17 protein-coding genes are annotated in these 21,708 nt (G+C 75.2%); 7 read left to right on the top strand and 10 right to left on the bottom strand.

Annotated elements, in window-relative coordinates; genetic code table 11:
- The first annotated feature begins 140 nt into the window (after nt 1–140).
- On the top strand, nt 141–1,154 hold the full coding sequence (locus tag AB0761_RS30730; protein ID WP_377274412.1) for a LacI family DNA-binding transcriptional regulator: 1,014 nt from the start codon (nt 141–143) through the stop codon (nt 1,152–1,154).
- Between the two features lie 527 nt (nt 1,155–1,681).
- The gene (locus AB0761_RS30725) at nt 1,682–1,969 is read left to right on the top strand and encodes a DNA-binding response regulator (RefSeq protein ID WP_377272422.1); all 288 of its coding nucleotides are present in this window, start codon (nt 1,682–1,684) and stop codon (nt 1,967–1,969) included.
- A gap of 133 nt (nt 1,970–2,102) precedes the next feature.
- On the opposite strand, the gene AB0761_RS30720 is transcribed toward AB0761_RS30725, so the two are convergent.
- Nucleotides 2,103–2,618: a GNAT family N-acetyltransferase gene (locus AB0761_RS30720; protein ID WP_377272420.1), complete on the bottom strand. Its 516-nt coding sequence runs from the start codon at nt 2,616–2,618 to the stop codon at nt 2,103–2,105.
- 23 nt (nt 2,619–2,641) lie between these two features.
- A complete protein-coding gene (locus AB0761_RS30715; protein ID WP_377272418.1) occupies nt 2,642–3,223 on the bottom strand; it encodes a TetR/AcrR family transcriptional regulator in 582 nt (193 codons plus the stop codon).
- Between the two features lie 68 nt (nt 3,224–3,291).
- Here AB0761_RS30715 and AB0761_RS30710 point away from each other — a divergent pair, with 68 nt between their 5' ends.
- Nucleotides 3,292–4,503 carry an FAD-dependent monooxygenase gene (locus AB0761_RS30710; RefSeq protein ID WP_377272417.1) on the top strand — a complete coding sequence of 404 codons (1,212 nt, stop codon included), beginning with the start codon at nt 3,292–3,294 and terminating at the stop codon, nt 4,501–4,503.
- Between the two features lie 7 nt (nt 4,504–4,510).
- Here AB0761_RS30710 and AB0761_RS30705 read toward each other — a convergent pair whose 3' ends face one another.
- Together AB0761_RS30705 and AB0761_RS30700 are read right to left on the bottom strand one after the other, a co-directional pair.
- On the bottom strand, nt 4,511–5,704 hold the full coding sequence (locus AB0761_RS30705; RefSeq protein ID WP_377272415.1) for a serine hydrolase domain-containing protein: 1,194 nt from the start codon (nt 5,702–5,704) through the stop codon (nt 4,511–4,513).
- A gap of 157 nt (nt 5,705–5,861) precedes the next feature.
- Entirely contained in the window at nt 5,862–6,368 is a 507-nt protein-coding gene (locus AB0761_RS30700) for an NUDIX domain-containing protein (RefSeq protein ID WP_377272413.1), read from the bottom strand.
- A 90-nt stretch (nt 6,369–6,458) separates the two neighbouring features.
- On the opposite strand from AB0761_RS30700, the gene AB0761_RS30695 reads away from it, so the two are divergent.
- Together AB0761_RS30695 and AB0761_RS30690 are read left to right on the top strand one after the other, a co-directional pair.
- Nucleotides 6,459–7,565, top strand: a complete 1,107-nt coding sequence (locus tag AB0761_RS30695; protein WP_377272411.1) for a winged helix DNA-binding domain-containing protein — start codon at nt 6,459–6,461, stop codon at nt 7,563–7,565.
- A gap of 19 nt (nt 7,566–7,584) precedes the next feature.
- On the top strand, nt 7,585–8,088 hold the full coding sequence (locus AB0761_RS30690) for an NUDIX hydrolase (protein WP_377272409.1): 504 nt from the start codon (nt 7,585–7,587) through the stop codon (nt 8,086–8,088).
- Between the two features lie 60 nt (nt 8,089–8,148).
- On the opposite strand, the gene AB0761_RS30685 is transcribed toward AB0761_RS30690, so the two are convergent.
- Complete coding sequence (locus AB0761_RS30685) at nt 8,149–8,745, bottom strand: cytochrome b/b6 domain-containing protein (protein WP_377272407.1); 597 nt, start codon at nt 8,743–8,745, stop codon at nt 8,149–8,151.
- Complete coding sequence (locus AB0761_RS30680) at nt 8,729–9,394, bottom strand: molybdopterin-dependent oxidoreductase (protein WP_377274410.1); 666 nt, start codon at nt 9,392–9,394, stop codon at nt 8,729–8,731. The genes AB0761_RS30685 and AB0761_RS30680 overlap by 17 nt, the downstream gene beginning before the upstream one ends.
- Before the next feature lie 290 nt (nt 9,395–9,684).
- Between AB0761_RS30680 and AB0761_RS30675 the strand changes: the two genes are divergently transcribed.
- Together AB0761_RS30675 and AB0761_RS30670 are read left to right on the top strand one after the other, a co-directional pair.
- On the top strand, nt 9,685–10,464 hold the full coding sequence (locus AB0761_RS30675; protein WP_377272405.1) for a TetR/AcrR family transcriptional regulator: 780 nt from the start codon (nt 9,685–9,687) through the stop codon (nt 10,462–10,464).
- 43 nt (nt 10,465–10,507) lie between these two features.
- Nucleotides 10,508–12,286 (top strand): hypothetical protein, encoded by a 1,779-nt coding sequence (locus tag AB0761_RS30670; protein ID WP_377272403.1) that lies wholly within the window; start codon nt 10,508–10,510, stop codon nt 12,284–12,286.
- On the opposite strand, the gene AB0761_RS30665 is transcribed toward AB0761_RS30670, so the two are convergent.
- The 4 genes from AB0761_RS30665 to AB0761_RS30650 all read right to left on the bottom strand — a co-directional run bounded on the left by AB0761_RS30665 (nt 12,168) and on the right by AB0761_RS30650 (nt 21,503).
- Nucleotides 12,168–16,964, bottom strand: a complete 4,797-nt coding sequence (locus AB0761_RS30665; protein WP_377272402.1) for a cation-translocating P-type ATPase — start codon at nt 16,962–16,964, stop codon at nt 12,168–12,170. The two genes, AB0761_RS30670 and AB0761_RS30665, sit on opposite strands and share 119 nt — an antisense overlap.
- Nucleotides 16,965–17,163: 199 nt before the next feature.
- On the bottom strand, nt 17,164–17,604 hold the full coding sequence (locus AB0761_RS30660; RefSeq protein WP_377272400.1) for an STAS domain-containing protein: 441 nt from the start codon (nt 17,602–17,604) through the stop codon (nt 17,164–17,166).
- A 246-nt stretch (nt 17,605–17,850) separates the two neighbouring features.
- Nucleotides 17,851–19,632 (bottom strand): ABC transporter ATP-binding protein, encoded by a 1,782-nt coding sequence (locus AB0761_RS30655; RefSeq protein WP_377272399.1) that lies wholly within the window; start codon nt 19,630–19,632, stop codon nt 17,851–17,853.
- Nucleotides 19,629–21,503, bottom strand: coding sequence for an ABC transporter transmembrane domain-containing protein (locus tag AB0761_RS30650; RefSeq protein WP_377272397.1), 1,875 nt, complete (start codon nt 21,501–21,503; stop codon nt 19,629–19,631). Before AB0761_RS30650 ends, AB0761_RS30655 begins: the two co-directional genes overlap by 4 nt.
- Nucleotides 21,504–21,708 lie beyond the last annotated feature (205 nt).

The following is a 21,708-nucleotide window of genomic DNA, read 5'->3' as shown; positions in this document are numbered from 1 at the left end:
CGCTTCGACACCGGGGTCTGGACACACTTCGGAGGGGTCCCTAAGCTCTCCCGGCAAGAAGCGATTGAGCCGCAGACATGACACTGTCGAAGCGCTTCACCCAGTGCCGATCAGACGAGTGTCGCGAGATGGAGCAGCGCATGGTCACGCTCGCCCAGGTCGCCCGGCACGCCGGGGTGTCCCCGAGCACGGTCTCGTACGTCCTGAGCGGCAAGCGGTCCATCTCGGAGGCCACCCGCCGCCGGGTGGAGCAGTCCATCGCGGAGCTCGGCTACCACCCGCACGCCGGCGCCCGCGCGCTCGCCAGCAGCCGTTCCCATGTCATCGCCCTGATGATCCCGCTGCGTACCGACATATACGTCCCCGTGATGATGGACATCGCCATCTCCATCACCACCACCGCTCGCCGCCACGGCCATGACGTCCTGCTGCTCACCAGCGAGGAGGGACCGTCGGCGGTGAAGCGGGTGGCCGGCAGCGGGCTGGCCGACGCCATGATCCTGATGGATGTGGAGCTGGCCGACGAGCGCATCCCGCTGCTGCGGCAGACCGGCTCCGTCGCCGCCCTGATCGGTCTGCCGGCCGACACCTCCGGACTGTCCTGCGTCGACCTGGACTTCGAGGCCGCCGGCGTCCTGGCCGCCGACCACCTGGCCGACCTCGGGCATCGCGAGGTCGCCCTGATCGGCGCCCCCGAGACCGTCTACCGCCGGCACACCGGCTTCGCCGAACGCACCCTGGCCGGCTTCCGGCGGCGGGCCGCCGAACGCGGCATGGCCCACCTGCACCGTCCGTGCGGCGGCAGCCACGAGGCCACCGCGGGCACGCTCTCCCGGATTCTGGAGGAGCGGCCCGGCACCACCGGCTTCGTGGTGCAGAACGAGGCCGCGGTCCCCCATCTGCTCGGCCTGCTGCGCCAGGCAGGCCGAGCCGTACCCGAGGACGCGTCGGTCCTGGCGATCTGCCCGGACGACGTGGCCGTCCACTCCTCGCCGCAGCTCACCTCGGTCTCCATCCCCGCCGAGGAGATGGGCCGGCGCGCCGTCGAACTGGTCATGGCCCAGCTGGCGGGCGAGGACACCACCGGACTCATCCTGCTCGCCCCGACCCTGACCGCCCGGGGGAGCAGCGGGCCCGCACCGCACCCCGCCTGAGCCGCCGCCCCACTCCTTGGAGCGCACCCGCACAGAACGCACCCGCACAGAACGCGCCCGCACCGAACGCGCCCGCACCGAACGCGCCCGCACCGAACGCACAGCACCCCGACCGAACGCCCGCATCGAGCGAACGCACCCCGGCCGCCGCGCTCCTGTCACCGGTCCCACGCGCCCCGGCCGCGCCCGGCGCGCGGTCCGGCGCGCCTGCGCTCGGCCACCACCCGCCCGCCACCACCGAGGAGACCCGTTGAATGCGCTCCGCGCACCTCCCGCCCCCGATCCGGCGCCTGCGGCGGCCTACCTGGCCCACCCCGCATCCCGGCGAAGCCCGGGGCAACCGGCCATCAGGCGCGTCCGCCGACCGGGAGTCTCCGGGGTGACGTCCGAAGCAGCGGACCCCACTCCCCCGCCGGGGCGGCGCCAAGCCCATCCGTCCGAAATCTCGAACGATGGACGACTTATCGAACCGCGTGTCACACTACCCACCACCAAACCGCTGATCGGCAAGGCCCAGGGAGGCAGAGATGCAGGGCACCGCGACACTCAACCGGACGGGACATCACAGCGCCGCAGCACGGACCCCCGGCGCCGCACCCCCGGCCCCCGCCCACCCTTCCGCCGGACTGCTCGCCCCGGAGGAGCGGCGACTGCTGCTCCTGCTGGCCGAGGGGCTGCCGCTGGACGCCGTGGCCCGTCGGCTGTGCACCTCCAGCCGTACGCTGCGCCGGCGCATCCGGGTCCTGTGCGACCGCATCGGGGTCCGCACCCCGCTGCAGGCCGCCGTCTGGGCGGCCCGCCGCGGGCTCATCTGACGGACGATCAGGCTGTCGGTCCCGGACGGAGCCGGCGGCAGGAGCCCGGCAGCAGGGTTGGCACCAGGCGCCCATGAAGGCCGGGCTCGGCAGCGGTGCGGGCGGCGGGCCGGTGGGACACGCCGGGCGCGGGTCAGAGCTCCAGGCGCCAGTCGTTGCTGTGCATCACACAACCGGGCGGGAACTCGATCTCACACGGGCCGAGCAGGGTGAATCCGACCCGCCGGCAGATCGCATTGGACGCCGGATTGCCCACCGACGGAAAGGCGTGCAGATACCGGTGCCCGGCCTCGGCCCGCACCGCGGAGACCAGGGCGGTGGCTGCGGCGACCGCGATCCCCCGGCCCTGGTGGGGCGGCAGCACACTCCAGCCGGTCTCGTACACGGTCTCCCCGTGCCAGACCCGCTCCCAGAAGCCGATGCTGCCGACCGCCTCCCCGCTGCGGGCCAGCACCACCTGGAACATCCGGCCCCGCGAGACATCCAGATACCGCTGATGCCGCGCCGACACCTGGGCGTCGGTCTCGGGACCGCCGAGATGGCGCTTCATCTCAGGGGTGTTGATCTTGCGCAGCAGCGCCAGGCCGTCCTCCGACCAGGGCTCGATCCGGACCTCCGGCCCGTTCTCCCGCGCATCCATGCCGGCCATCGTGTCACACGCCCATCGCCCGGTCAGCGGCCGGTTCCGAGCATCCCGGCGAGCAACTCGGCAGCACCGGAACGCAGTTCGGCCAGGTCGGGCGGGTGGACCGAGGCGGCGCCGGCGACCGAGTAGAACAGCACGCCCTCGCACCAGGAGACCAGCAGCCTGGCGTGGCGCTCCGGCTCGGCGGAGCCCAGTGCGCCCAGCATCCCCGCCAGCGGCTCCCGGAAGCCCCGGCCGAGCTCGTCGTACCGCTGCCGCAGCTCCGGCCTGCGGGTCGCCTCCAGGGCAAGCTCCAGCCGGGCCAGCAGCAGGACCCGCCCCTCGGTCATGGAACGGTGCAGCGCCAGCGCCAGCGCATCGGCGAGCCCCGGCACCCCGGCGCGGGGGACCGGGACCTCGTCAGGTGCCAGCACCCGGCGCTCCAGCTCCGCCAGCCGGTCCAGAGTGAGGGCCAGCAGTGCGGCGCGGGTCCTGGCGTGGTTGGAGGTGGAGCCCTGGGGCAGCCCGGCCGCCTCGTCCACCGCCCGGTGCGTCAGGCCCCGCAGCCCCCGTTCGGCGAGCAGCTCCACGGCGGTGTCGGCGATCAGCGCCGGACGGGTCGGGCTCATGGCGTCAACCTACCGCCACTACAGGTGTAGTATCGATACTACAGACGTAGTGAGAGAGGCGGCGCCGCATGAGCAGCGAGACCCCGCACGCCGTGGTGGTGGGCGCCGGCATCGGCGGGCTGACCGCGGCCGCCGCCCTGCACCGCAGCGGCTGGTCGGTCACGGTCCTGGAGCGGGCGGCGGCAGGGGAACCGGCAGGCGCGGGCATCGCCCTCGCACCCAACGCCCAGCGCGCCCTGGACACCCTGGGGGTCGGCGACCGCGTCCGGGCCATGGCCGCCTTCCAGGGCCCGGGCAGCCTGCGGCGGCCCAGCGGCCGAAGGCTCACCACAACGACCGGGGAGGAGGCCGCGGCACGGTTCGGCGGCCCCGTCGTGGTCGCACACCGCGCCGATGTGGTGGACCTGCTCGCCGGACTGCTGCCGCGCGGCGCCCTGTACACCGGCGTACCGGTGACCTCCGTCGACCCGGGAGACGCCCGCCGCCGCGCTTCGGTGACCACCGCGCAGGGCGAGCTCCGGGCCGATCTGGTGGTCGCCGCCGACGGCATCGGCTCCACCGTGCGCAGCGCGCTCTTCCCCGGCCGGCCCGGCCCCCGCCCCACCGGGCTGACCAGCTGGCGAGCGGTGGTGTCCGTCCCCGGCCTGCCCCTGGAGGCCCATGAGACCTGGGGGCGAGGGCTGCTCTGGGGCACCGTGCCGCTCCTGGACGGCCGGGTGTACTGCTATGCCACCGCCCGGGCCGCACCGGGCGGGCGGGCCACCGATGAACGGGCCGAGCTGCGCCGGCTCTTCGGCAGCTGGCACCACCCGGTGCCCGCGCTGATCGAGGCCATGCCGGCGGGCGGCGTGCTGCGTACCGACATCCGCTCGATGCCCGTGCCGCTGCCGGCCCACCACCGGGGCCGGGTGGCGCTGCTGGGCGACGCCGCACACGCCATGACGCCCAACCTCGGGCAGGGCGGCTGCCAGGCGGTGGAGGACGCGGTGGTACTGGCCCGGCTGGCGGGTCCGGGCGGCGACATCGAGGCCGCACTCGCCGTGTACACCGCCGAGCGGCTGCCCCGCACCACCGAGGTGGTCCGCCGGTCCGAGCAGATCGCACGGCTCACCGCCTGGCGCTCACGCCCGGCCGTCGCACTGCGCGACGCGACGGTCGCGGCGCTGGGCCGCCTTGCGCCGCAGCTGGCCCTGCGCAGCCTGGACGGGATCGCCGACTGGCGGCCGCCGTCCGGCCCGGACACCACCGGCCCCCTGCCGGCGCACCCTCCGCCGAGGTGACCCAGAGTCAGTTGTCCTGGCGGGCAAGGCAGTCGCGTACCGCCGAGATGAGGGTCCGCGACCGGATGTCACCCGTGACCCCGGGCTGCATGCCATTGGTGACATAGCCGAAGGCGAGGCCCAGCGACGGGTCGGCGAAGCCCAGCGAGCCGCCCCGGCCGGGGTGGCCGAAGGACGCCGGGGAGGCCATCGGCGACGTGGGGCCGTGGCGGAAGTAGCCGTGCCCGAAGACCGAGTTGACCACCAGCACCCGGTCCGGGCCGTCGGCCGCCGGACCCATCGCCTCGGCCAGCGTGCCCGGCGCGAACAGCCCGCCGTCGCCGATGAGCGCGGCATAGAAGCCCGCCACTCCGCGCGCCGTCCCGATGCCGTTGGCACCCGGGATCTCGGCCGCCTGGGCGGCCGGGTCATTGAGGTCCAGCGCGGACTCCACCGATCCGAACGCCCTGGCGGTGAGTGACCGCGGGTCCTGGTAGGCGTCCCGCACCGACTGCTTGGGGCGTATCCGCAGACCGCCCGGCCCTGCCAGGGCGATCTCCGGCGCGGGCAGGTCGACCAGCCGCCCCACCCGGTGGCGCTCCTCCGGGGGCAGGCCGATCCACAGCTCCAGGCCGAGCGGCCCGGCGACCTCCTCGGCGAACCAGCGGCCCACACTGCGGCCGCTCACCCGCCGTACCACCTCACCGACCAGCCAGCCGAAGGTGTAGGGGTGGTAGCCATGGGCGGTACCCGGCTCCCAGGCGGGCACCTGCGCCGCCACGGCCGCCACCGCGGGCTCCCAGCCGAGCACCTCCGCCACCCGCAGCGGGGTGTCCAGCGCCGGCAGTCCGGCGCGGTGCGACAGCAGCCAGCGCACCGGTATGCGCTCCTTGCCGGCGGCCTTGAACTCCGGCCAGTACTCGCCCACCGGCGCATCCAGATCCAGCTCGCCGCGCTGGTGCAGCAGCAGGGCGCAGGCGGCGGTGAAACCCTTGGTCACCGAACGCAGCACCTGTGCGGTGCGCGCGGTCCAGGGCACTCCGGGGGCGGGGCGGCCACCCAGTTCGGGGACGGCGTCACCGGCCCACAGGTCGGCCACCCGGCGGCCCCGCACATGGAGCGCGAAGGCGGCGCCGACCTCCCCGTGGTCGCGGAAGTTGCGGGAGAACGCCTCCCGCACCGGCTCCCAGCCGTCGGCCACCTCGCCGCCGATCTCCACCACCGCACGCCTCACTTCCCGCTCACAGCCCTGCCCGCCATTGTGCATCGCCCTCGGCGGAGCCCCGGCCACCGGGCCGTGCAGCAGCCCCTCGGGGAGCGACGGCCCGGCGCCGGATGCCCGGTGCGGTCGGCTGCGCCCTCCCCCGCCGGGCTCGTGGTCAGCTCTGCCGGCCTGTGCCGCCCGGTGCCGCGAGCGCACCGATCCGGCCGAACAGCTGCGCGCCCAGCACCCTGACGTCCAGGGGTGTCTCCAGACCCGGCAGTTCCTGGGCGGTCACCCAGTGCAGCGGGTGCTCGGCGGTGCCCACCGTACGGTCGGGGCGGTCGGCAACAGCGATGTAGTGGTGGTCCACATGCACATGCGGCTGCGCCACATGGTTGTCGCCGGAGACCGCGATCTCCACCGTCCACCACGGCGGCGGCACCACCTCATGGGGGTAGCCCGCGGGCAGCGCGCACTCCGGCGGGGTCAGAAACCGCCCCTCGAGACCGGTCTCCTCACGCAGCTCGCGCACGGCCGCCTCCGCCGGCGTCTCATCCGCCTCCACATGCCCGCCGGGGACCAGCAGCCCGCCCAGCCGGGGGTGCTCGATCATGCCCAACCGCCAGTCCCCGCCGATCCAGGCGAACAGATAGACACTGGACGTGGCGTGTTTGACCGGCATGGGCCGCCTCTCCTGACGCAGGTCCGACAGCATCGACTCTCTCACGGCGGTCCGACGCTACTCTGCGACACAGGCGATGGGAGGCGGCTCATGGCGGCGGTGTTCGAGACCGGACGCAGACAGGTGCTGGCCCACCGGGTGGCGGCACACCAGCTCGACCGCTCGGAGTCGCGGCCCGGCCGGCTGGCAGTGCTCGACCTGGGGGTCCAGGACACCCCGCACGGCTCCGCCAGACTGGCACTCGCCGCCCGGACGACGTCCGAGCCGCCCGACGACGGGTCGCTGACCCTGATCTGGTCCACCCGTGGAGCGCCCCATCTGCACCGGCGGAGCGATCTGCCGGCGCTGGCGGCCGCGCTCTGGCCGCTGGGCGACGCGGACGCCACCGCTCGGATCTCCGCCACCGCGATCCGCGACGGGGCCAGGATGGGAGTGGCGGCCTTCACCGCCGCGGCCGAGGCGCTGCGCGCGGTGGTCCGCGAGCCGATGCCCAAGGGCGAGGTCAGCGCAGCGGTCAGCGCCCGGGTGCCGGAGTCCCTCACCTACTGGTGCCGGGTGTGCCAGGCGCAGCACATCTCGGGCGGCCTCTTCCAGCAGGTGGGGCTGCCTGCCGGGGTGCGGCTGGACCCGAGCGGTCCGGGCACCGTACTGGCGCCCGTCCAGGACTGGCCGGGGGTCCCCGGTGCGGCGTCCGGGACGGCCGGGCTGCTCCGCACCCAGCTGCGGCTGCTGGGCCCGGCAGGCCTCGCCGAGGCCGCCAAGTTCCTGGGCACCACCCAGACGGCGACCCGCCAGGTCTGGCCGGGAGGGCTGGCCGAGGTCCGCGTCGACGGCCGTACCGCCTGGCTGCCGGAGGAGGACCTCGATGCGCTGCGCTCCGCCCCGGCTCCGCGTCTGGTCCGGCTGCTGCCGCCGTCCGACCCGTTCCTCCAGGCCCGGGACCGCAGTCTGCTGGTGCCCGACCGGGAGCGCCAGCAGGCGGTGTGGCGGGTTCTGGCGAGCCCGGGGGCGCTGCTGGTGGACGGTGAGATCACCGGTGTCTGGCGCTCCCGGCTGGCCTCCAAGGGGCGCCTGAACGTCACCGTGACGGCCTTTGATGCCCTCTCCTCCCCAGTCCGCGACGCCGTGCGGGACGAGGCCCAGCGGGTGGCCGAGGTCCGGGGGGCGGCCGATCTGACCGTCACCTTCACCGACTGACGTGTGTTTGGATGCGGGCATGGACCCCGCAGAAGAGATCCTCGACATCGTCGACGAGCAGGACCGGGTGGTGGGCACCGCCCGGCGTGGCGAGGTCTACCGCCGCCGGCTGCTGCACCGCTGCGTCTTCATCCTCTGCCGGGACGCCGAGGACCGGATCTTTGTGCACCGCCGGGCCGCCGCCAAGCTGTTCTCACCGCTCACCTACGACGTCTTCGTCGGCGGGGTGGTGGGCTCCGGGGAGTCCTATGCCGACGCCGCGGTCCGTGAGGCCGAGGAGGAGCTGGGGGTCTCCGGGATCCAGCCGCACCATCTCTTCAAGTTCCTCTTCGAGTCGCCCGACCACTCCTGGTGGTGCGATGTCTACGAGGCCCGCTGGACCGGCCCGGTGAACCCCCAGGTCGAGGAGATCGACTGGCACGGCTTCCTGACGGAGGACGAGATCCGCGTACGCCTCACCGAGTGGCCCTTCGTGGCGGACGGCACCGAGGCGTGGCGGCGCTACCGGCAGTGGCGCGGCTGAGTCGGCCCGGTCGCACCCCGTCGGCCCGCCGGTGCTGCCCGCCCGGTCGTGTCGGCCCGCTCAGTCCCGCCACAGCGGGTGCTCCCGCTCCGCCCATCGCCGGGACACCTCCCCGGTGCGCATGCCCAGCCGGGCCTCGGGGTCGCGGGAGGCCATCCACAGATGCCCGGCGACCGCTGCTGCCACGACCAGTGCCAGCCAGTCGTGCACAAAGGTGGCCCCCGTCCGCCACACCAGCGGCGCCAGGTGCGGGAACCACATCAGCAGCCCGGTGCCCATCATCACCAGCACCGCCCCGGCCGTCCACGCCGCATAGAGCTTCTGCCCCGCGTTGAACTTCCCCGCGGGCCGCTCGGTGCGGCGCCGGAGCACCGCCCTCAGCCACTGCCAGTCGTGCTTGCCGAAGCGGTTGAGCCGGCGCAGGTCCGCGCGCAGGGCGACGGACAGCAGCCCGGCCAGCAGCGGCAGCGGCAGCAGCAGGCCCGACCACTCGTGGACGACGACCACCAGCCGGCGACGCCCCACCAACTCCGCCAGCGGCGGCAGATACAGCACGGCCGCGGTCACCAGGCAGCTGCCCATCAGCAGCCCTGTCACCCGGTGCACCCACCGCTCCGCCCGGGTGAAGCGGGGCCGGAGGTCAGGCTGTCGGAGCATCGTCGCGCCCGTTCGACCGCCCGACCCAGGCGTCCACGTCATAGCCGTACCGCTCCCAGTAGCCGGGCTCCACCTTGTCGGTCACGGTGATCCCGGAGAGCCACTTCGCCGACTTGTAGAAGTACATGGGCGCCACATACAGCCGCACGGGGCCACCGTGCGCATGGCTGATCCCGGCGTCCTGCATGCGCAGCGCCACCAGCACATCGGACCGCCGCGCCTGCTCCATGGTGAGGCTCTCGCTGTACGCGCCGTCGAAGCAGGTGAAGCGGACCGCCCGCGCTCCGGGGCGCACCCCGGCGGCGTCCAGCAGCCGGGACAGCCGCACGCCCTCGAACGGCGTGCCCGGCACCCGCCACCCGGTCACGCACTGCACATCCCGCACCAGCCGTTCCTGGGGCAGTGCCCGCAGGTCGGCCAGCCGGTAGGAGCCCGGATGCTCCACCAGTCCGTCCACGGTAAGCCGGTAGTCGGTCTCCCCCCGGTGCGGGACCGATGCGGTCACCGAGTAGTACCGGAAGCCGCCCGCTCCGGGCAGCAGTCCGGTCAGCCCGGTCGGGTCCTTGCCCGCGACGGAGCCCAGCGCCGCATCCACACCGCGCTGGAGATACGGCCCGGCGGCGACACCTGCCGCTCCGAGCCCGATCATGCCCAGGACCACACGGCGCCCCACCGGGGTGCCGCGGTCCTCCGTTCCGCTGTCCACACCTTGATTCGACCAGCATCACGCGCTGAGGGCCAGTGCCTGGGCCACCTCGTCAGCACTTCGTAAGCAAGGGACCGGACCTTCGTAAGCAATGGACCGGACCGCGTCCGCCGGGGGGTGCGGACGCGGCCCGGTGTCTGGGATGCTCCGTGAAGCCGATGTGATGAACGCTAGCTATGAACATGTCAATTCGTCAATCCCGCCTCTTCCCCCGTCCCGTTAGGGTGTGGGACATGGCCACCCGTACGAGCCCCCATGCAGCCCCGGAGCGGCCCGAGCGCGGACCCCGCCGCAGGCTCAGCGTGGACGAGCGCCGTGAACAGCTGATCAGTGTCGCCCTCGACCTCTTCAGCAGGCGCTCGCCCGACGAGGTCTCCATCGACGACATCGCCACCGCCGCCGGTGCCTCCCGGCCCCTGGTCTACCACTACTTCCCCGGCAAGCAGAGCCTCTACGAGGCCGCACTGCGCCGCGCCGCCGACGAACTCGCCGGCCGCTTCCACGAGCCCCCCGACGGTCCGCTCTCCGAGCGGCTGCACCGTGTGATGGGCCGCTATCTCGACTTCGTCGACGGCCACGGCCCCGGCTTCGCGGCCCTGCTGCGCGGCGGCTCGGTGTCCGCCAGCCCCTGGACCAACGCCGTGATCGACGAGGTCCGCCGCGCCGCCCACGACCAGATCCTCTCCCACCTCGCCATCGACGACCCCGGCCCGCGGCTTCGTCTCACCATCCGGGCGTGGATCGCCAACGCCGAGATCACCGCCCTGGAATGGCTGGAGGACCGCTCCATACCCCGCGAGGAGCTGCAACTCCGCCTGGTCCAGGAGTTCGTCGCCGCGCTGACCGTCACTGTCTCCCTGGACCCGAGCCTGCTCCCCGCGTTCCGCGGCTTCCTCGCCGAGGAGACGCCCGACGGCCCCACCGGGAGGCTCGCGGCCCAACTGAACGCCCTCTTCGCCGACCCGGGGCTCGGCACCACTGTCGGCCGACTGGCATCCGGCACCGTCTGGTAGAAAAGTTCCGCCCAGGGATCTTCGAGGGGAGCGGGCCCATCACATGAACGCCTACGCACGGAACGCCGCCAACCAGGTGACCGCCACCGTGGACGCCGTCTCCGAGGGACTGCTGAGCGGGCGTGCGTGGGTGCATCCCGCAACCTCACTCACCGCCTTCCCCGGCCCCGGCGGCACCACCCTGCTCCCGCTGCCGCTGGACCACGACGAGCGCCAGGTCGTACCGCAGATCGGTGCGGTCGTCGGCTGGACCTCGACCACCGGCGCAACCGGCCCGGTCGCGGCCGCCGCCGTCCGACGGATCCTGGAGCGCCTCGGGGGCGGCCCCGTCCTCGGCCATGAGCCCACCGCCGAGGGCTTCCACCTCCCGGTGACCGCCGAGCCCGCCCCCGCCGAGCTGCGGCCCGCCTTCCCCCGGCTGACCTTCCCCGGCGAACGGCCCGGCCCCCGGCTCACCGACGACGTCGCCGGTGTACGCGTCCGGTTCGCCGTGCCCCCGGTCTTCCACTCGCTGCTGGTGCACGGCGACGGCGACCGCCTCGCCGACCATCTGCTGGAGACCGCCGACGAGATCCTGGCCGGCGCCCGCGGCACGGCCCGCCGCGACTGGGCCGCCGCCACCGCGGCCGCCACCGATGCGGCGCTGGCCGCCGGGGCCTTCTTCAGCGGCCTCTGCCGGCTGGACATCGACGGCCGGGAGAGCACCGCCACCGTGGTCGCCGCCGTCACCCCCGCCGACGGCACGGCCGCGGAGCTCCCGCACGCCGAGATCCGCGAGGTGGACCTGCCCTGCGGTCCGGCGACGGTGATGGTCGAAGCCCGGACCACCCCCGTACCGGCGACGCTCTCCGCCGACGGCCGCAGGCGCCTCATCGGCACCGCGACCGCCCTCGCGCTGATCCCGCTGCCCAACCGCACCCAGACGCTCGCCGTCCAGCTGAGCACCCCGCACGAGCAGGACTGGGACCGCTACGCACGAGTCTTCGCCGACATTCTGCAGAGCATCGAGATCGCCTGGGACGGTGTCGCTGCTGAGACCCCCGCGGCGCCGGAACCCCCCGCCGCGCCCGAACCCCCTGTGGCGCCGGAACCCCTCGCCGCGCCGGAGCCCTCCCGGTCCCTGCGCCTCCCACGCCTCCGGCGGCGCCCGCCACTCCTCCCGCACCTCCAGCCGCGGCGCCCGCCACTCCTCCTGCGCCTCCTGCGCCTCCTGCGCCTCCCGCCGAGCCCTTCGACCCCTTCGGCACCACCTCCGCAGCCCCTCCGGCGGCGCCGGCGCCCATCGCTGCCGCACCCGCACCCCGGGCGGACGCCAAGCCCGGCAAGGGCACCACCGTGCAGGTCCCGCCGGCCGACTGGGACCCCTGGGGCGGGACGCCCGCCCCCGCCGCCGCCCCCGCGAGCCCCGCGCCCCAGGCGGACCCCGAGCCCGGCAAGGGCACCGCCGTCCAGGTCCCGCCGGCCGACTGGGACCCCTGGGCCTGACCCTGCCCGCTCCCCGGAAGTCCCGGCCGTCGTCGGCGCACGGCGTGCCGGGCGGCATCGGACCGGCGGGGCGGCCCGGGTCCGAGCCACCCTGAAGGAGAGGAGCGGCGGCACCGCTGCCGAACTCCCCGCCCGACGACGGCACCGCCCGCACGGGCCCGGTCCGCCGGACACTCCCTGCACGGCGGCCCGTCCCCCGTGGGCACGGTCCGCCGTCCTCACCCGTGGGGCAGCAGCCGCCCGCCCAGTGCCGCCGCGGCCGTGGCCAGCACCGCGCACGCCAGCACCACGGCCCAGCCCAGCGGCCCCAGGGCGTTGCAGCCGAAGAAGCGGTTGAGGCCGGGCAGTTCCACGGCCGCCACCAGCGCCGCCACCGAGATCCCGGAGGTCGCCAGGACCAGCGGGCTGCGCCACCGCCCGATCAGCGTCTGCCCCAGCTGCGCCCCGACCAGCGCCGCCAGCCCCATGGTGGAGGCCCTCCGGCCGCCGTCCGGCAGCACCCGGGTGACTCTGCCGACCTGCCAGGCCACCAGCGCCGCCGCCGCAGTGGCACTGCCGCGGACCGCCAGCACCCGCCCCACCTCCGCGCCCACGAAGCCGTGCGCCGGTCCGTCGCCGACGGTCCGGCCGTCGTCCGCGCCCCCTCCGTTGCGGCGCGGCGTCAGTGCCACGGCCAGTGCGGGCAGCATGTCGGTGAGCATATTGACCACCAGCAGCTGACGTGTCGTCAGCGGGGCCTGCCCGCTCACGGCCGTACCCACCAGCGTGAACGCGATCTCGCCCGCATTGCCCCCCACCAGGATCGCCACCGCGTCCCGCACACTGGCCCAGAGCGACCGCCCCTCCGCCAGCGCGTCCAGGATCAGCATCGGGTCGGACGAGGTCAGCACCAGGTCGGCGGCGCTCCGGGCGGATCCGCTCCCCTTTCCCGCGACCGCGATCCCCACGTCCGCCCGCCGGATCGCCGCAGCGTCGTTGGTACCGTCCCCCGTCATCGCCACGACCCGGCCGGAACGCTGCAACTCCCTGACGATCCGCACCTTCTGCGTCGGCGACACCCTCGCGAAGACCGCCGCCCGGGACACCGCCTCCGCCCTCTGCTGCTGCGGCAGCGCCTCCAGCTCGGCACCGGTGAGCACCCGGTCCGCATCCGGGATCCCGATGTCGGCCGCCACCGCCGCCGCGGTCACCGGGTGGTCGCCCGTGACCATCACCGGCCGCACCCCGGCCCGCACCAGTCCCGCCACCGAGGCCGAGGCGGCCGGCCGAGGGGTGTCCGCGATCCCCACAAAGCCCAGCAGACAGGCACCCCGCACCCGGTTCGCCAGCTCCTCCCCGGTACCCCCCGTCCACTCCACCCCCGCGATCCGCGCCACCGCGAGCACCCGCAGACCCCGGGCCGCCAGCGCCTGGACCCGCTCCCTGGCCCGCCGCCGCCCGGCGTCGGTGAGCGGCGCCGCCCTGCCGTCCCGGTCCAGCACCTCGGTGCAGCGCTCCAGTACGGTCTCCGGAGCGCCCTTGACCGCGACGACCACCCCCTCCCCGGCGTCGCCGACGGCGGCGGAGAAACCCCGGCCGGTCTCGAACGGCAGCTCGGCCAGCAGCTTCCAGTCGGGCGCCTCGTCGTGGTCCAGGGCCGCCTCCGCGACCGCGCGGTCCGTGGCATGGGCGAGCCGCCTGGTCCCGTCCCGGAACGGCGGGCAGGCCCGCGCCGCGGTACGCAGGATCCGCCGGCCGGTGCCGCCGGCCAGCGGAACCGGACCGTGCAACGCGGCGGTCCGCACCAGCGACAGCCGGCCCTCCGTCAGCGTGCCGGTCTTGTCGAAGCAGACCGTGTCCACCCGCCCCAGCGCCTCCAGCGCCCTGGTGGAGCGCACCAGGACGCCGAGTCCCGAGAGCCGCCGTGCGGCGGCCAGTTGTGCCACCGTGGCCACCAGCGGCAGCCCCTCCGGTACCGCCGCCACCGCCACCGCCACACCCGAGGCCAGCGCCTTCCGCAGCGGGAGCCCCCGCAGCAGGCCGAGCCCGGTGACCGCGAGGCCGCCGACACCGGTGGCCGGCAGCGCGATCCGGGTGAGCTCCGCCAGCCGCGCCTGGAGGCCCGCGGTGGAACGCACCCGGCCCGCCGCCTTCGCCGCCCTGCCCGCCTCGGTGGCGCCGCCGGTGGCCACCACCACCCCGACCCCCGAGCCGGCGAGCACCACGGTGCCCTCGTAGAGCATGCAACTACGCTCCGCCTGGGCGGCGTTGGGCACCGCCTCCGGTGTCTTGCCGACCGGGAGCGGCTCCCCGGTGAGGCTCGCCTCGTCGACCTCCAGCGACACGGCCGCCAGCAGCCGGACATCCGCCGGCACGACATCCTCCGGGTGCACCGCGATCAGATCCCCGAGCCGCAGCTCCTCCGCCAGTACCGTCCGGTCCTCCACCCGCGCCGGGTCGGGGAAGCGGACCGACCGCCCCGGAGCGAGCGGCTCGACCAGCCGGGCATGGGTCCGCTGCCGCAGCAGCAGGGCGTGCAGGGCTCGCTCGGCCCGCATCCGCTGCGCCCCGCTGATCACGGCGTTGCCGAGCATCACCCCGCCGACCAGCATGGCGTCGACCCCGGAGCCGACCACCGCGGAGGCGGCGGCCCCCAGGGTGAGCACCGGAGTGAGCGGATCGTGCAGTTCGTCCCTGGTCGCCCGGTAGAGGTCGGCGGCGCTGTGCACCGGCCCGGCGAGGCGCCCGCCCACCGCCACAGCCCCGGGCAGCCTCGACACGGCCCGCGCCACGGCGGCCGCCCCGAGCTCGACCACCCATCCGGCCCCGGAGTCCTCGGAGCCCTCGGAGCCCTCGGAGCCCGACTCCTCCCCCGGCGCCTGCAGGTCCCGCAGCTCACGCAGCCGCTCGTAGACCTCGTCGCCCGGCAGGGCATGCCAGGAGTCCCGCACCACCGGGGGCGGCGCCGTGCGCCGGGACACCCCGCGGGCCCGCAACGCCCCCGTCGCCATGGCTCCGATCGCCGCCAGATGGACGGGCGGGGCCGTCCGCCACCCGAGAAAGGGCCCGCGTCCCCGCTCCGGCGGCCGCGAGGCTGAGAGCAGCGCACCGAGCGCGGAGGCTGCGACGGAGGCGTGCGCGGCCCCGGTGCTCTGGGCATGGGCGGCCGACACCCCCGTCAGCACCCGCCAAGCCTGCTCCAGACCCGCCCCCTCGGGGCCGCCCGCCCCGCAGAGGATGTCCCCGGTCCAGTCCGCACCGCCGGCTTCGGGCACCAGCCCGACGCCCACATCGGCCGCGCGCAGCGCATGCGGGCGGTTGCAGGCGATCAGCAGGACGCCCCGGCCGTCGGCCTGCAGGGTGCGGACGGCCTCGGTGAGGCCGTCGTCCCCGTCCGCCGCCTCCTCGGCCTGGCCCAGCAGTTCATGGATGCTGGCGTGCGCGGTCACCGCGACCTGGGCGGCGGTCTGCTGCGCCAGATCCACGACGGCCTCGGCCAGCGGCGCCGCCGTGACCCCGACCCGTACCCTTCCGCACAGCCCCTGCGGCCCGTACAGCTCGGCCATCAGGCCGTGCGGGCCGGCAGGTCCGCATGCCTCGACTGTGGAGCGCTCCGCCGCCTGGGCCACCCGCCGCAGCCGGTAGCCGTCCTGCCGCCACGGCCCGGGGCCGGAGAGCTCGGGCACCGTACGGCCGTGCAGCACCCGGGCGGCCGCCTGCCACACCTCGGCGTCCGCCAGGTCGTCGTGCACGGATTCGGCGGAGAGCAGCCGCGGCCGGTCGCCGCAGAGCACCCGGGCGTCGATCACCACGGCGTCGATGCGGTCCAGCCGGCGGAGCGCGCCCGGGTCCAGCACCACGGTGCCGCGCCGCGCCAGGTCGTGCCCCAGCACCGCGGCGAACGACTCCCGGCCGAGCCGCGCGGCCCGCGGCAGGGTCGCCAGCAGTGCGTCGGCGGCGGCGTCGGTGTGCTGCGACACCAGGACGGTGGCGCCGGCGCCGAGGAGTTCGGCCAGCGCCGTCCGGTCGGAGGCACGCTCCACCGGCCCCTGCGGGAACGGCAGCGGCCTGGGCGGCGGCTGCGGCAGCCGGTCCGGGACGGGCACTCCCGGTGCGCAGAGCACGGGTTGGGCCGCGGCCCAGGCGGCGCCCCGCGCCCCGACCTCGTAGAGCTGCAGACAGCGGTGGACGGCGTCCACCGCCAGCGGGGCCAGTCCGTCGGAGACACCGTGGAGCACCGCGTTGGCGGTCGCCAGCAGCACCTCCGCTCGGTGGCGACCGACCCGGGATCCCAGGTCCTGGCGCACCGCGGGCAGCGAGTCCGCCAGGGCGACCGCCGCCCGCACCACCGTCGGTGCGGGGGCCACCCGGGTGAGTCTGATCAGTGCCGCGCCCACCAGGCCGACACAGTCCACCGCGAGTGCCACCGAGGCGGCGGCCGTCGCCGCCTCGTCGTCGGGCGGTCCCGGCCGCTCGGGGTGGAGGAGGGCGCCCGACGCCACCTCCGGCGCCTCCTGCCGCAGGGCGTGGTGGAAGGCCGACTCCGCACCGACCACGGCCTCGACCAGCTCGGCCACATCGACCTGGTCCTCGCAGAACGCCACCAGGACGTGCCCGGTGACCGCGTTGACCTCTGCCAGGTCGACCCCTTCGATCTCCTTGAGCGCGCCGGTCACCGCCTTGGCCAGCCGCCGGTGGTGCGGCCCCTCGGCGGCCAGCCCCCGCACCTGGATATGGGCACGGCCGCCGGATGCCCAGACCCTGCGGCGGCCGTCGCCCTCCACCAGGGCGCGAAGCGATCTGACCACCCCTGCGGCCTCGGGCAGGGGCAGCCCGGCCGGCGGCCGGTCGAACGCCTTCACCGCTCCGGTGGCACCCGTCGCCGCTCCACGGGTCAGGGCGACGGCGGCCGCGGTGCCGCCGCGGGTCAGCGCGATCACATCGGCCGCACCGCCCGCGGCGGCCCGGAGCCCGGTCAGTGCGGGGGCCGCGGGTGCCAGTGCGACGGCGGCGAGCAGGGCGCGAAACCGGGACACCGCGGCCTCCTTCCAGGGCGAGCGGAAAGAACCGGTTACCCGCCCCGCCGGCTCTCACACCCGCTGTCATCCCCGCTACCGCCACCTGGCCCCTCGGGCCCGGCCGGACCCGCTCGGCGCGGGGAGACCCGCCCCGCCGGCTCTCACACCCACCATCGCCACCAGGCCTCTTGGGCCCGGCCCGGCCCGTTCGGCGCAGTCACCCGTCGACCTGCCGGCGGTGCTCCGCCAGCGCCTCGTCGACGCTGCCGTGCACCGGCACGGTCATCGCGACACCCGTCAGCTCGATGAGCCGGCTGACCGCCGGAGCGGGAGCGGCCAGCCGCAGCGAGCCGCGGACCCGGCGGGTCTCCTGCTGGGCCCGCATGACGGTGTTGAGCCCCGAGGAGTCCATGAACGGGACCCCGGTCAGATCCAGGATCAGATACCGGCGGCCGAGGTGCAGCTGCTCGGTCAGCCGGTCGCGGAGTGCGGCCGCCGTGTCGGCGTTGAGCTCCCCCTCGATCACGACCACGGCCACCTCGGACCGGGGCAGGCTCACCTCCACCGTGAGCCCGTGCTGCCCGGCCGGCTCGGAGCTGCCCGGCCGGGCGCTGTCCTCGGGCGGGCCGGACGGGCGGCTGCTCGGCTGAGATGTCACGGCGTCCTCCGGTGCTGGGGGCGGGCTCCAGGTCTGCCTGTTCCCCCGGGTGCTGGGGAACGCCCGCGGCGACCGGGTTGTGCAGGCGGCTGCCCCTTCCGTCCCGGCCTCATGCCTGCCCCGACCCCGCCCGCCCGAGCATCCCGGAGCACTCCCGGTCGGGCCCGCCCGGGCAGCCCCGGCCGCGCCCCGAGCACCGCCCCCCTCAGCCTCGATTCCCGGCCGCCGGCTCCCGCCCCCCTCCGGCTATCCCTCGTCCCGCCAGGAGCGCCACAGTGCGGCGTAGGGACCCCCGGCGGCCACCAGCTCCGGGTGGCTGCCGTATTCGGTGATCCGCCCGTCCTCCACCACGGCGATCACATCGGCGTCATGGGCGGTGTGCAGGCGGTGGGCGATGGCGATGACGGTACGTCCGTCCAGCACCCGGGAGAGGGAGCGCTCCAGATGGCGGGCGGCCCGGGGGTCCAGCAGCGAGGTGGCCTCGTCCAGCACCAGGGTGTGCGGGTCGGCGAGGACCAGTCTGGCCAGAGCCAGCTGCTGGGCCTGCGGCGGGGTGAGGGCCGTTCCACCGGAGCCGACCTCGGTGTCCAGGCCGGCCGGCAGGGCGTCGACCCACGGCCCGGCGTCGACCGAGTCCAGGGCCGCGCGCAGCTCGCTGTCGTCGGCGGTGGGCCGGGCCAGCAGCAGGTTGTCCCGCAGGGTGCCCACGAAGACGTGGTGCTCCTGGTTGACCAGGGCGACATGGGTGCGGACCCGCTCGGCCGGCATCTCGGACAGCGCGGCGCCGCCGAGGGTCACCCGTCCGCGCCTGGGTGCGTAGATCCCGGCGAGCAGCCGGCCGAGGGTGGACTTGCCGGCCCCCGACGGGCCGACCAGCGCCAGCCGGGCCCCGGGCTCGACGCCCAGGCTGATGCCGTGCAGCACATCGGCGCCCTCGCGGTAGCCGAAGCGGACGTCGTCAGCGCGGACCTGGCGGCCGTCGGGTGCGGTGGTGTGGTCCACCTCGGCGTCCTCGATCTCCCGGACGCCGACCAGCCGGGCCAGCGAGGCCTGGCCGACCTGCAGTTCGTCGTACCAGCGCAGGATCAGGTCGACCGGCTCGATCAGCATCTGTGCGTAGAGGACCCCGGTGGTGAGCTGTCCGACGCCGATCCAGCCGTGGAGGGTGTAGACGCCGCCGAGGGTGAGGGTGGCGACGGTCGCCAGGACATAGGGCAGGTCGACGGTCGGGAAGTACCGGGTGCGCAGCCACATGGTGTAGCGCTCCCAGGAGAGCCAGGTCCGGATCCTCTGGTCGGTCAGCTCGACCCGCTCGTCGCCGAGGCGCAGCGCCTCCACGGTGCGCCCGGCGTCGACGGTCTCGGCGAGCACGGTGTTGACGGCCGCGTAGGAGGCGGACTCGGCGCGGTACGACTGCGGGGCCCGGCGGAAGTACCAGCGGGAGCCGGCCAGCAGCACCGGAAGGCCGACCAGCGAGGTGACGGCGAGCAGCGGCGAGGTGACGGCGAGGGCGCCGAGCACCAGCAGCACCGAGACCACGGCCACCGAGAGCTCCGGCACCGCGTCGCGCACCGACCGGGAGAGCCGGTCGACGTCGGTGGTGGCACGGGAGACCAGGTCTCCGGTGCCGGCCCGCTCCAGCACCCCGGGGGGCAGGCCCACCGAGCGGACCAGGAAGTCCTCCCGGAGGTCGGCGAGCACCTGCTCGCCGAGGACGGCGCCGCGCAGCCGGGACATCCCGGTGAAGGCGGACTGCACCGCGAGGGCCAGCAGATACCAGAGGGCCGCCTGGGCGATCCGGCCCTCGGTGGTCCGCGAGTCCAGCTGGTCGACCAGGCTGCCCAGGACCCAGGGGCCGACCAGCCCGGCCACCGCGCCCACGGCGTGCAGGCCCACGACCCCGGCGAAGCGGCCCCGGTGGCGGGAGGCCAGCAGACGGACATAGCTGCGGACTGCGGCCGGGGAGCCCACGGGCAGCAGGCTCGCCGCCTCGCGCTCCTGGGCCGCGGGGTCGGCCGGCGGCTTCATGCGGTCTCCTCGAGGGGCGCGGTCTCCTCGCGGGTGACCACGGAGCGGTAGCGGGGGTCGGTGTGCATCAGCTCGCGGTGGGTGCCGGTGGCGACCACCCTGCCGTCCTGCACCAGGACGACCTGGTCGGCGCGGTCCAGCAGCAGTGGGCTGGTGGCGAGGACCACGGTGGTGCGTCCCTTGCGGATCTCCTTCAGGCCGTCGGCGATCCGGGACTCGGTGTGGGCGTCGACGGCGCTGGTGGGCTCGTCCAGGACGAGCACCGGCGGGTCGGCGACGAGCGAGCGGGCGAGGGCCAGCCGCTGGCGCTGGCCGCCGGAGAGCGATCTGCCGCGCTCGGTGATCCGCGACCGCATGGGATCGCCCTCGGCCTCGGGGGAGTTGTCCACCAGGGCGTCGAGTGCGTCGTCCGCGCGGACGGCGGCCAGCGCCTCGGCGGGTGCGACGCGGCCGGAGGAGGGGATGTCGAACAGCTCGGCCAGGGTGCCGGACAGCAGGACCGGTTCCTTGTCGTGGACCAGCACCGCGGCGCGCGCCCCGGCGAGTGACAGCTCGTCCAGGGCGATGCCGCCCAGCCGGGCCGACGGTGCGCCGGCGCCGAGCCGGTCCGCCGAGCCCTCCGTCGCGGTCGCGGCCCGGGGGGCCTGCCCGACCACCCGGACCGGGGCCTCCGCGTCCGTACCGTCCGCCTCGGTGCTCCTGGGCAGGTGGCCGCCGAGCCGGTCGGCCAGTGCCCCGGCCACGTCCGGGTCGCCGCAGACCACTGCGGTGAGCCGGCCGGCGGCCGCGGTGAGGCCGGTGGCGGGGTCGTGGAGGTCGGAGCGGGCGGCCCGGTCGAGGGTGAGCGTGGCGGTGGCGGCCTCGCTGTCGCCGTCGGTACGGGCCAGGCTGAGCACCCTGACGGCACGCCCGGCCGAGACCCGGGCGACGGTCCAGGCATGGGCGGCCTCGCCGAGCACCCGCAGCGGGCCCGCCAGGAAGGCGGTGGCGCCGTAGACGGCGATCAGATCGCCGATGCCCAGGGCGCCGGTGACCACCAGATGAGCGCCGTACCAGGTGACGCCGATGACGAACGCGCCGGGCAGCAAGACCTGCTGAGCCCGCATCACGGCCCACACCCGGGCGGTGCGCACGGCCGCGGCGCGGACCTTCTGCGAGGCCTCGCGGTAGCGGTCCAGGAAGAGCTGCTCCCCGCCGATGCCGCGCAGCACCCGCAGTCCGGCCACGGTGTCGGCGGCCAGTTCGCTGGCCTTGCCGCCGAGGGACCGCTGCTCGTCGAAGCGGCGCTCGAAGGGGCCGATCAGCGGCCAGATGGAGACGGCCAGGACCAGCACGCCGAGCAGTACGGCGAGTCCGAGCACGGGCTGGCGGACGAGCACCACCGCGGAGACGGCGAGCCAGACGGCGACCGCTGCCCACAGCCGGGCCACGATCTCCACGAACCAGCCGATCTTCTCCACATCGCCGGAGCTGACGGCGACGACCTCACCGGTGGCGATGCGGTGGGAGAGTCCCGCACCCAGCCGGGAGGCCTGACGGGCCACCAGCTGGCGGATCTGGGAGGCGGCGGTGATCCAGTTCCACACCGCCTGGCGGTGCAGCATGGTGGCGGCGGCCGCCTGTACGGCACCGAGCAGGAAGGCACCTGCGCCGCAGAGCCAGATGGCACCCGAGTCGCGGTCGACGGCGGCCTGGACGCCGCGGCCGATCAGCAGCGGGATGGCCGCCTGGGCGCCCATCTGCAGCACGCCCCAGAGGACGGCGAGAAGCTGTCCGCGCCGTTGGGAGCGGCGCAGCCAGCGCAGAAAGCGCAGTGGTGAGGTGAGGTCGGGACTGCCGGGGTCGGACATCGGCAGCTGGATGAGCGACATGACGCTCCGTTGAGGGGTGCGGTCGAGGGTGCGGTGGCCGACGCCTGCCGGATCGCCTGGTGCGGGCCGTACGAAGGCGTGCCGAGGACCCCGACGTGGTGGACGGCCGGGATCTGGGGGAGAGATGGGGCAGGGGTGACCGGCCGGGTCGCTACCCGGCGGCAGCAGACATCAGGAGTTCGCCATGGTCACCGAGCGTGCCCGC

This window comes from Peterkaempfera podocarpi, assembly GCF_042466665.1.
GTDB lineage: Bacteria > Actinomycetota > Actinomycetes > Streptomycetales > Streptomycetaceae > Peterkaempfera > Peterkaempfera podocarpi.
Note: the sequence above shows the minus strand (reverse complement) of the source record. Positions and strands in the feature narration are given on the sequence as shown.